The sequence below is a fragment of the Devosia psychrophila genome, from assembly GCF_000971275.1.
GTDB lineage: Bacteria > Pseudomonadota > Alphaproteobacteria > Rhizobiales > Devosiaceae > Devosia > Devosia psychrophila.
In genome coordinates this window covers 1-11,050 of sequence record NZ_LAPV01000067.1, presented here as the reverse complement: position 1 = coordinate 11,050, position 11,050 = coordinate 1, and the positions used below count along the sequence as shown (strand labels likewise).

The 11,050-nt window shown below is 61.7% G+C and carries 8 protein-coding genes; 1 reads left to right on the top strand and 7 read right to left on the bottom strand.

Translation table 11 applies throughout. From position 1 onward, the window contains the following. Positions 1 to 368: 368 nt before the first annotated feature. Positions 369 to 566, bottom strand: a complete 198-nt coding sequence (locus WH91_RS24135) for a hypothetical protein (RefSeq protein ID WP_143078226.1) — start codon at positions 564 to 566, stop codon at positions 369 to 371. Positions 567 to 931: 365 nt separating this feature from the next. Here WH91_RS24135 and WH91_RS05495 point away from each other — a divergent pair, with 365 nt between their 5' ends. After that, positions 932 to 2,923 carry a M23 family metallopeptidase gene (locus tag WH91_RS05495; protein WP_046170007.1) on the top strand — a complete coding sequence of 664 codons (1,992 nt, stop codon included), beginning with the start codon at positions 932 to 934 and terminating at the stop codon, positions 2,921 to 2,923. Positions 2,924 to 2,960: 37 nt separating this feature from the next. Here WH91_RS05495 and WH91_RS05490 read toward each other — a convergent pair whose 3' ends face one another. The 6 genes from WH91_RS05490 to prfA all read right to left on the bottom strand — a co-directional run bounded on the left by WH91_RS05490 (position 2,961) and on the right by prfA (position 10,903). Next, on the bottom strand, positions 2,961 to 4,436 hold the full coding sequence (locus tag WH91_RS05490; protein ID WP_046170006.1) for an MFS transporter: 1,476 nt from the start codon (positions 4,434 to 4,436) through the stop codon (positions 2,961 to 2,963). A 30-nt stretch (positions 4,437 to 4,466) separates the two neighbouring features. Beyond that, complete coding sequence (locus WH91_RS05485; protein WP_046170005.1) at positions 4,467 to 4,805, bottom strand: VOC family protein; 339 nt, start codon at positions 4,803 to 4,805, stop codon at positions 4,467 to 4,469. Positions 4,806 to 5,077: 272 nt separating this feature from the next. Continuing rightward, positions 5,078 to 7,693 carry an ATP-dependent chaperone ClpB gene (gene clpB / locus WH91_RS05480; RefSeq protein WP_046170004.1) on the bottom strand — a complete coding sequence of 872 codons (2,616 nt, stop codon included), beginning with the start codon at positions 7,691 to 7,693 and terminating at the stop codon, positions 5,078 to 5,080. Between the two features lie 184 nt (positions 7,694 to 7,877). Then, positions 7,878 to 8,642 (bottom strand): DUF4167 domain-containing protein, encoded by a 765-nt coding sequence (locus tag WH91_RS05475; RefSeq protein ID WP_046170003.1) that lies wholly within the window; start codon positions 8,640 to 8,642, stop codon positions 7,878 to 7,880. 336 nt (positions 8,643 to 8,978) lie between these two features. Continuing rightward, a complete protein-coding gene (prmC, locus tag WH91_RS05470) occupies positions 8,979 to 9,803 on the bottom strand; it encodes a peptide chain release factor N(5)-glutamine methyltransferase (RefSeq protein WP_046170002.1) in 825 nt (274 codons plus the stop codon). Between the two features lie 23 nt (positions 9,804 to 9,826). Then, on the bottom strand, positions 9,827 to 10,903 hold the full coding sequence (prfA, locus tag WH91_RS05465; RefSeq protein WP_046170001.1) for a peptide chain release factor 1: 1,077 nt from the start codon (positions 10,901 to 10,903) through the stop codon (positions 9,827 to 9,829). Positions 10,904 to 11,050 lie beyond the last annotated feature (147 nt).

Sequence of the window (11,050 nt, the reverse complement as noted above, 5' to 3'; positions counted from 1 at the left end):
GAAATCTGACATGGTCGCTGAATGCACGTTTGCATGATTGACGAGAACTCACACTATCCTCAGCTAACCGAAGTCAGCGAGAACATTATGCTTTCTCTCAAGAAAACGTACACCCATCGAAAGTCTTTGTAACTTCCACCGGAGTAAACCCCAGCTTCCGTTCGCAAGAACCTCGCCGTCCACGTTTCTCTTTCTTCTATCTTCACAATGTCAAAGAGCTGACCTCACTGCCATCACTGGCTAGGACGTCATGAAAGCCCGAGGCTTTCAGAATTCTTTCGCAACATAGCTTCGTCACTGGTTGCCCAGCAGCAAAGCCTGCCTTGTCAGAAAACGCTAACAGTGGGAGTGCAATGCACTCAACGTCGTCAGCGTGGCGGTGTTATAGTTGACACATCTTTTCGTGTCAACACCCGCTTTTCAGTCGCTAATTTCGAAAATTTCTTTTCAATTTCAGTGACTTGCTTCGGTGCCCGGAGCCGTTTGGCGCCGCGCCCTGAAGCGATGACCGGGTTATAGGGGCGGTCCGTTTTTCTGTAAACCCCCAAAAACGACAAAAGCGTCATTTTCGTTCCGGCACGAAATGCGGCGTGTGGAAAACTCGACTGAAGCACCAGAGATTGCGCCCGTTTCGGCCGTTTGCGCTTCTCGACGTTGCACGTTGGATTATCCCCGAAGCTGGAGCCATCAGGGGTTATGGCTCCCCGTCTCTCCCGATGGCCTCTGCGACCCCCTCTATAGCTCACTCTATAGCTCACTCTATATGAGCTGCCGCCCGAGCCTCGCAGGCCCCCCGTAGTTTCGCCGTATTTATTTTGGATCAGGTGGGTGCGTGATATAGACTCCGCGCACGTATGCGAGCGCAGCGCGCTTAGAACCGGCTAGAAGACCGGATCCGGGGGATTGCCGTGACAGATCAAAGGATGAGGCGTTGAACGCAACGCAAAGAAACCGTCATGCCGCGCTGCTGAAGTCTGCGGGCTTCGAAGACAGCCCGGCCCTGACGGTGCAATCGACCGATGGCGAAATCCCGCATGGCCGCGAGCTGAGCTTTGCCTGGCTGACGGGCACGGTAATGACCGGCCTGACCAGCGTGCTGCTGATGGGCGCCGCACTCTATGTCTCCTTCCAGGGCCAAGCGAGTTTCTCGACCGCTTACGAAGCCTTGCAGATCTCCCGGCCCAAGGCCGAGGCACTGACACCGACCGATCTATCGGCCAAGACCTCGCGCATGCGCCCGGTAACGGCGACCCGTTCCGACCTCGAGGTCATCGAGGCTTCGATCCGCGAGACGGTCGATGGTCGCGACATGATCCGCAACCAACCCTTCATCCGCATCAGAGCCACCCTCGCGACCGCGCCTACCTCTCTGTCCGATGGGGTGCCGGACTATGATCCGGTGGCCATCCTCAATGCTACCCAGCCGATCGAGGCCACCGCCGCCAGCATGGACATCAATACCGATGTCTATGGCGCCGAAGTCGAGGGCGAGGTGGCCGTGCGCCTTGCCGCCATGCCGATGACCTTCGTGCCGCCGCGCGCCATCTCCGACCAGTCCGCCGCAGAATATGTGCGCAGCGTGGTCGAGGCGACCTTCTTTAGCGAGGACGAGACGCCACCAACGCTTGCCTATGCCGCCCTCGGACCGTCGGTACGCGACCTCGGTATGCAGCCGGGCGGCACGACGCTTGGTGGCGTGGCAGAAAATGTGACCGTGGTGCCCCAGACTGTCCAGGCAGCCGAAGCGACGCTTGGCCGATCGGAGCGTATTCTCACCATGCGCGAACGCACGCCGCTTAATGACGTGATGCGCCGCAACGGTTTCACCGACTCCATGATCACGGCGATCGACACGACGCTGCAGAACGTCTTCCCGTCCACTGATCTCCCATCCGGCGCGCGCCTGCGCATCCTGTTCGGGCCGTCGCGCACCTCCAATACGCTGATCCCCTATCGGCTTAGCATTTACCTGCATGATGACGGGGCCGATGTGGACGTGCATCGCGCTACGGTCGCGCTGACCGACAAGGGCCAGTATGTGCTGGGCCTCGCCCCCGCCGAAATCCAGTTCCCCGAGGAAGACACCGAAGAGGTCAACGTCGCCAACCTGCCGAGCGTCTATCGCTCGATCTGGGAGACCGGCCGCAAGCATGACCTCGACGACGCCACCATAGAGCGCATCATCGGCATGTTTGCCTATGACGTGGACATGACCAAGAAGATCGCTGCCGGGGATGCCATCGAGATTCTGGAATCGACCCCGGATGCCGCTGGCAAGACGGAGCTGCTCTTCGTCGGGCTGACCCTGGGCAGCACCACGCGCCAGCTGTACCGCTTTGGGACCGACGATGGCGTCATCGACTTCTATGATCCAGATGGCGAAACCGGCAAGCGCTTCCTCAATCGGCGTCCGCTCGAAGGCGGCGGCACCCTGCGTTCGCGCTTCGGCTACCGTATTCACCCCATTTTCAAGACTCGGCGCCTGCATACCGGGGTCGATCTGGCCGCCCGTTCTGGTACGCCGATCTATGCGGCAGGTGACGGCGTCATCGAATATTACAAATGGGCGTCCGGCTATGGCAACAAGGTCGAGATCAGCCATGTCAACGGCTATGAGACGGCCTATGGCCACATGTCGCGCTATGTCGACGGCCTCGGCGTCGGCAGCCGCGTGCGCCAGGGCCAGTTGATCGGCTATGTCGGCTCGACCGGGCAATCGACCGGACCGCACCTGCATTTCGAGATCAAGATCAACGGCAACCTGGTCGATCCACTCAGCGTCAAGCTGCCCAAGGATAATGTGCTGCCCCAGCAATATGAGGCGCAGTTTCATCAGACCATGGCGCAGATCAACGACCTGATGGCGCGGGAACCGGCGCCGGTTACCGTGGCCCAGGCCACGACGCCGACCTTAACGCCCTGATCGAAGATGCCATTCCCGCACTGGCGGGGATGTCCGCCTAGGAGCGACCCTTCCGCTCCAGCGTCAGCCAGGCCACCAGTGCCGAGACCAGGCTCAGCCCGGCGGTGATATAGCAGATCGTGGCAAAGGCGCTGTCGGTCGCAGCCAGCCGGATCGCTTCATCGCCGGCACTCAGGCCTGTCGCCATGATGCCGAAGAAGACCGGCAGTTCGGCGGCAGAACCCAGCGCCTCTTCGAACACCTTGGCGACGATGGCGCCCAGCGAGGCCACAGCGACCAGACCCGCTACCCTCGCCACGGCATTGTTGACGCCCGAGGCAACGCCGGTTTCACTATCTTCCACCGATGTCATGACAGCGGTCGAAAGCGGTGATACCACGAGGCCCATGCCAAGCCCGAGCAAGGCCATGCTGGGCATGACGGCCCCCCAGACATTGTGCATCGGAGCGGTGAGGCCAAGGACGGCGAAGGCCAGCGCGACGATGAGTGAGCCGAGCGCAATCAACGGGCCGGCGCCGAAGCGATCGGCCCATTTGCCGCTGAAGGAAGAGAGTGCTGTCAGCAGGATACCCATGGGCAATAGAGCCAGCGAGACCGTAGCCGGCGTTTCACCCCAACCGCCGATCATCGTCATTGGCAGGTAGAACATTGTACCACCCAGCGCAAAATAGAGGGTGAAGGTCAGCCCGTTGGCGCCGGAAAAGCCCTTGTTGGCAAACAGGCGGAGGGGAAGCATCGGCGCCGGGGCTCTATGCTCCCAGAACAGGAAGGCGCCCGCCAGCAGGATGCCCGCGCCGCACCACAGCAGCGTATGGGATAGTGGCGGAACACTGTCGCTGCCATCCCCGGTCAGGCCATAGGCGATCGCCATCAGCGCTAGCGTCGCCAGCACAGCACCGGCAACGTCCAGCTTGCGGCCGGCCTCGGGGCGGTCGGGCGCTACCTTGAACCAGAGCAGAGCCAGCGCGCCGATACCCAGCGGCAGGTTGACCGCGAACACCAGTCGCCAGCTCCAGTCGCCCAGAGCGGTGAGCAGAAAGCCGCCGATGATCGGGCCCGCGATAGACGTCAGCGACGAAGCCGCCGCCCAGATGCCGATGGCGCGGCCACGTTCCTCGCGCGGATAGGCCTTGGCGATAATCGCAAGACTGCCCGGCACCATGAAGGCAGCACCCATGCCCTGCACGGCGCGGGCGATCACCAGCACCAGCGGCGTTGGCGCCAGGGCGCAGATCACCGAGGCGCCGACGAACACCACGATGCCCAACCCGAACATCTTACGCAGGCCGAAGCGATCGCCCGCCGCGCCGCCAAGCAGGATCAGTGCCGAGAGGAACAGCAGATAGCCATTGCTGATCCATTGCGCCTCAGCCAGCGTGGCGCCGAGATCGGAGCGGATCGCCGGGATGGCAATGGAAATCACTGATCCATCAATGAAGCCCATGCTCGAGGCAAGGATCGCCGCCACCAGCACGAAGCGGCGGCTTTGCGGGGCGGCGATTTCCTGGGTCATGCTGGGTCCGGGTGTTGATTCCGACAGAGACTATTCCCGCGCGATATAGACCGCCATCTCGTTTCCGCCCGGCTCGCGAAAATGAAAGCGCCGGCCACCGGGATAGTCGAATTGCGGCTTGGTAATCGTGCCGCCAGCGGCCAGCACCCGACGCTCGGCGTCGTCGAGGTTATCCGTGCGTACGATGGCCATTGTGGCCGCGACCTTTTCCGGCGCCTGGTCGACGCCACCATCGAGGCCGGCATCTCTCAGTGCATCATAGTCGGGGCCGTAGCTGATCGTGCCCCAGCCAAAGGCGACGTTAAAAAAGGCGCTCGTGGCTGCGCGGTTGGTGGAAGGAAATTCGATATAGTCCAGTTTGTCGGTCATGGGGGACTCCAAAGTTCTTGATTTGTTCTAAGACAAAATTTGGCGGGCGGGAAGAGGTCCACTTGATTGGTCGCACCCTGATGTCACCCCGGCCTTGAGCCGGGGCCCATCTTGAGATCCCGCCCAACGCGCCAGATCGATCGAACGAACCGCCTTGCGGCTGCGGACACATCTCGAGATGAATCCAGGCTCAAGGCCGGGATGACACCTTGGCCGTAAAGGCGCTTTGATGAACAAAAATGGGCCGGTCTGGTGACCGGCCCATATGCATTTTAAGCCGCAGCGTCGGCCTTGCCGGCGCCGCCCGGCAGCAGCACGATGCCGTTTTCGTTGGCATCGACCACGACCCGGCTGCCGTCGCTGACGCGACCACCAAGGATTTCATCGGCCAGGCCATCCTGCACCGAACGCTGGATGACGCGCTTCAGCGGCCGGGCACCATACGCAGGATCGTAGCCTTCGTTGGCCAGCCACTCGCGAGCCCGCGGCGTCAGCTCGAGGCTGATGTCACGATCCTTCAGCAGGTTCAAAAGGCGACCGAACTGGATATCGACAATCGAGCCCATATGTTCGCGACCCAGCCGGTGGAACAGCAGGATCTCGTCGATGCGATTGAGGAATTCCGGGCGGAAAGCCGTCTTGACCATGTCGATCACCCGCCCGCGCACCAGTTCGACCGATTCCCCGTCCTTGAGATCGACCAGATATTCCGAACCAAGGTTGGAGGTCATGATGATGACCGTATTTCGGAAATCGACCGTACGCCCCTGCCCGTCGGTTAGACGACCGTCGTCGAGCACCTGCAACAGAACGTTGAACACATCCGGATGGGCTTTTTCGATCTCGTCGAACAGCACGACCTGATAGGGCCGGCGCCGCACGGCTTCGGTCAGCATGCCGCCTTCGTCATAACCGACATAGCCCGGAGGGGCCCCGATCAGGCGAGCCACCGAGTGCTTTTCCATGAACTCGCTCATGTCAATGCGCACCAAAGCGGTCTCGTCGTCGAACAGGAACTGCGCCAGCGACTTGGTCAGCTCGGTCTTGCCGACGCCGGTTGGCCCGAGGAACATGAACGAGCCGATCGGCCGGTTCGGATCCTGCAGGCCCGCCCGCGAGCGACGCACGGCCTTCGCCACCGCAGCCACCGCTTCGGCCTGGCCAATCACCCGGGCACCGAGCGACTCCTCCATCTTGAGCAATTTGTCGCGCTCTCCTTCCAGCATCCGGTCGACCGGAATACCGGTCCAGCGGCTGACCACGCCGGCGATATCGCTCGGCATAACCACTTCGGCGGCCATCAGCGGATCGGCCTTGCCGTCACCATTGGCGTCGTCTGCACTCTTGATGCGCTTTTCGAGATCGGGAATGACGCCGTAGGCAAGCTCGCCGGCCTTGGCCAGATCGCCTTGGCGCTGCGCAATTTCCAGCTGGCTGCGCGCCGAATCCAGCGCTTCCTTGAGCTTCTGGCTACCCTGCAGGCGTTCCTTTTCAGCCAGCCATTTGGCCGACATCACCTGGGCCTGCTCTTCGAGTGTGGCCAGCTCGTTCTCAAGCCGGTCGAGCCGGGTGGCCGAAGCGTCGTCGGTTTCCTTCTTCAGCGCCTCGCGCTCGATCTTGAGCTGCATGATGCGGCGATCGAGTTCGTCCAGCGCCTCCGGCTTGCTATCGACGGCCATGCGCAGGCGCGCTGCCGCTTCGTCCATCAGGTCGATGGCCTTGTCGGGCAGGAAGCGGTCGGTGATGTAGCGGTTGGACAGCGTCGCTGCGCTGACCAGCGCCGAATCTGAAATGCGGATGCCGTGATGCAGCTCGTATTTTTCCTTGAGGCCGCGCAGGATCGAGATGGTGTCCTCGACGCTGGGCTCATCGACAAACACCGGCTGGAAGCGACGCGCCAAAGCCGGGTCCTTCTCGACATGCTTGCGATATTCATCGAGCGTCGTGGCGCCAACGCAATGCAGCTCACCGCGAGCCAAGGCGGGCTTGAGCAGATTGGACGCGTCCATCGCCCCATCGGCCTTGCCGGCACCGACCAGCGTATGCATCTCGTCGATGAACAGGATAATCTGCCCGTCCGAGGACGTGACTTCGCTAAGCACCGACTTCAGCCGCTCCTCGAACTCGCCGCGATATTTGGCACCGGCGATCAGAGCGCCCATATCGAGAGACAGCAACGACTTGCTCTTGAGGCTCTCCGGCACGTCGCCATTGACGATGCGAATGGCAAGACCTTCGGCGATCGCCGTCTTGCCGACGCCGGGCTCGCCAATGAGAACCGGGTTGTTCTTGGTGCGTCGGCTCAGCACCTGGATGGTCCGGCGGATTTCCTCGTCGCGACCGATCACCGGGTCGAGCTTACCCTCCCGCACATCCTGGGTCAGGTCGCGGGCATATTTCTTGAGCGCATCATAGCTGTTTTCAGCTGTGGCCGAATCGGCGCTGCGGCCTTTTCGGATGGTTTCGATAGCGGTGTTGAGGGTTTGCGGCGTGACGCCGGCCGAGCTCAGTATCTTGCCGGCATCGGTATCCTTCTCGACCACCAGCGCTAGTAACAGCCGTTCAACGGTGACGTAGGAGTCGCCGGACTTCTGGGCTGCGCTTTCGGCAGTGTCAAATACGCGCGCCAGTTCGCGGCTGAGATAAAGCTGCGAGCCGTCGCCGGATACGGATGGGATTTTCGCTATGGCGGCTTCGACGCCGGCTCGGGCTGCCTTGGGATCGCCACCGGCGCGCTCGATCAGGCCGTTGGCCATGCCCTGATCGTCGTCGAGCAAGACTTTCAGAAGATGAATTGGTGCGAACTGCTGGTGGCCTTTGCCCAGCGCGGCCGTCTGCGCGCTCTGGATAAAACCACGAGCCCGCTCGGTATATTTCTCGATATTCAACTCAACTCTCCTTGTTTCGCCCGCTGCCCGGCCCCGAAGGCACCAAAACACGCGGCGGAAGCGTCGTCTGATGAAACGCCCGACACGCGGCACTGCTCCGTCACACCCCGATATATGGGAGCGGTTTTTCAAACAAAAAGGCCGGACATTGCTGTCCGGCCTTTTCTCAAAAATCTTGTGTCGCTTATTCGGCAGCGTTGGTCGTGCCGGCCGTCAGAAAGGCCGGCAGGCCACCGACATCTGGTTCGTCGGCATTGGCCAGATCGCCCTCGCCAGCGGCGGTACGACGGCGGCGCGGACGGCGCTCGCGCGGCTTGGCCGTTTCGCCTTCGGCTTCGACTGGAGCCTGAACTGGAGCCGGAGCCACTTCCACGGCCTCGGCGGTAACCGGCTGTGCCTGCTCGGCGACGACTGGCTGCTGCACTTCGCCTTCCGGGCGGAAGCGTTCCCGACGTGGTCGATCACGACGATCGCCGCGCTGTGGACGTTCACCTTCGGGCTGGCCATCCTGCCGCGGCGGGCGCTGTTCACCCTGCTGCTGCCGGGGCTGTTCGCTGGCTTCGGGCTGCTCGTCGCCCTCACCCTGGATATATTGCTGCTGCGGCTGGGGCAGCGGCGACGAAAAGCGGGAATTCATTTCCGGCATGTCGTCATCATAGTCGTCGTCGCCATCCGGCCGCTGGCCGTTCTGGGCCTGCACGGCACTAGAGACGATGCGGAAATAATGCTCGGCATGCTGGAGATAGTTCTCCGCCATGACCGAGTCACCGCTTGACTGCGCATCGCGCGCCAGCTGCAGGTACTTCTCGGCAACATGGGCAGCGTTGCCGCGCACCTTCACGTCCGGACCATTGCTCTCGAAATTGCGGGATAGCGGATTGACATGCTTGCGTCCGCCATTCCGGCTGCGCTGCCGGTTCTTGTTATTCTGATTACTATTGGGTCTCATCTGGTCGCTTTATCTGACTCTAGAAAAATGAGCGTCACACTGCGGGCGGACCGGCTTCCTGCCTGGTCTGGCCATCCGGATAAAGCACTATGGCTTTGCAAACCGGGGTCTATCTTGGCTTCATGAAAACCCAACCGTCTGACGGCGCCCCGAACCCATCCCGCGTCGTTCCTGCCTTTGCTGGAACCGCGCTGCCTTGCAGCCAATGGATATAACGGATGGCTAGTCACCGTGGCGCTCATGAAGCGCCGTTGACAGCTACCAACAAACTATATCGTTCGTTTCGTCTTTGCCAGCACTAATTGCACGTCTCACCGCGCCATATGTTTTATCTGTTCAAATGTGGTGCGCTGCGACAACACGATCAAGTCCGTTGAGATCCCGATGCACCGTGACCTCCTCGAACCCGGCTTGCAACATCAAGGCGCTGACTGCAGCGCCCTGGTCGAAACCGATCTCGACCAGCAACCAGCCGGCAGGCTTCAGAAAACGAACGGATTCTGCACAGATAATAACGTAGGGCGCGAGGCCGTCAGGCCCGCCATCCAGCGCCAGGCGCGGATCGAAGTCCTTCACCTCCGGCTCCAGCGTCTCAACGATCGCCGATGTGATGTAGGGCGGGTTGGAGACGATGAGATCGAAGCGCTCGCTCGAAAGTGGCTCGAACCAATCTCCCTGCTGTAACGCGATCCGCTCGCTCATCCCGTGCAGCGCGGCGTTTTCCTGCGCCGCCTCCAATGCCCTTGCACTGAGGTCCACTGCAACTGCCGTCGCAGCCGGCTGGTTGGCCAATATCGCAATCGGAATACAGCCCGAACCGGTGCCCAGATCAAGCACCCGCCCACCCGCAGGCAAAAATCCCAGTGCCAGATCGACCAGCAGTTCGGTATCGGGCCGTGGCTCGAGCGTCGCTTCGTTGAGCCGAAAGGCCAGCCCGTAGAATTCACGCTCGGCAATGATCCGCGCCACTGATTCACCGCTCATCCGGCGTTGCAGCAATTCGGCGACCCGCCCTGCAGCAACCTCATCGACCGGCTCATTTTCGCGCGTTGCCAATTCCAAAGTGCTCAGTCCGAGCGCATGCCCGGTGAGCAGCTTCGCGTCGAGCGCTGCGCTGGCAAAGCCCAGCCGGCCGAGTACATCTCGCCAGCCGCGCCACAGCGCTCCGATGCTGGGCGTGTCGTTCAGTTTGGGGTTTCCATCGCCGCAAGCTGTTCAGCCTGGCTGGTGGTGATCAGCGCTTCGATCATTTCATCCAGCGCTTCGCCGGCGATGACCTTTTCGAGCTTGTAGAGCGTCAGGTTGATGCGGTGATCGGTAACACGGCCCTGTGGGAAATTATAGGTGCGGATGCGCTCGGACCTATCGCCCGAGCCCACCTGCCCCTTGCGCTCGGCGGAGCGGGCGCTGTCGCGCTCCGCGCGCTGCATGTCATACAGCCGCGAGCGCAGCACCTGCATGGCCAGCGCCCGGTTCTGGTGCTGGGACTTCATCGCCGAGGTGACGACGATGCCAGACGGAATATGGGTGATGCGTACCGCCGAATCGGTGGTGTTAACGTGCTGGCCGCCAGCTCCAGAGGCGCGCATCGTATCGATGCGGATATCCTCGGTGCGGATTTCGATGTCGATCTCTTCGACTTCCGGCAGCACGGCCACGGTCGCTGCCGAGGTGTGAATACGGCCCGAACCTTCGGTGGCCGGCACGCGCTGGACGCGATGTACGCCGGATTCAAACTTCATCCGCGCATAGACGCCCTTGCCCGAGACATTTGCGATGATTTCCTTGAAGCCCCCCATTTCGCCGGGGCTCTCCTCCATAACGGCGACTTTCCAGCCATGGCCCTGGGCGTAGCGCTCATACATGCGGAACAGGTCACCCGCGAACAGCGCCGCTTCGTCGCCGCCCGTGCCGCCGCGGATTTCGAGAATAATCGACTTTTCGTCGGCCTCGTCCTTGGGCAGCAGCAGGATACGCACCGCCTGGAACAGCCGCTCGATGGTCTCGTCGAGTTCCAGAATTTCGGCCTGGGCCATGTCGGCCATTTCCCTGTCGCCGCTCTTGAGCAGGGCTTCAGCCTCGGCCCGGTCGCTCAGCGCCTTGTTATAGGCCCGGATTTCGCCAACGATTGGCGCCAGTTCGGCATGTTCCTTGGAAAACTTGACGAACTCCTCCGGCCCGGCGCCGCCCGAAAGCGCTGCCTCGACATACTGGAACCGCGTCTCAAGCGCGTCGAGCTTGTCCTGGGGAAGAGATGCCATGGCCTAAGTCTTTCAAGTCTGGAGCAGGCACGCTTTAGGGATAAGGCGGCAGGACTGCAAGCCTGCCGCGATGTTGGGCGTATTACGCAGCGATGTTTCAGTCGACACCCTCCCCCTTGCGGGGAGGGGGAGGGTCAGGGAGGGGGG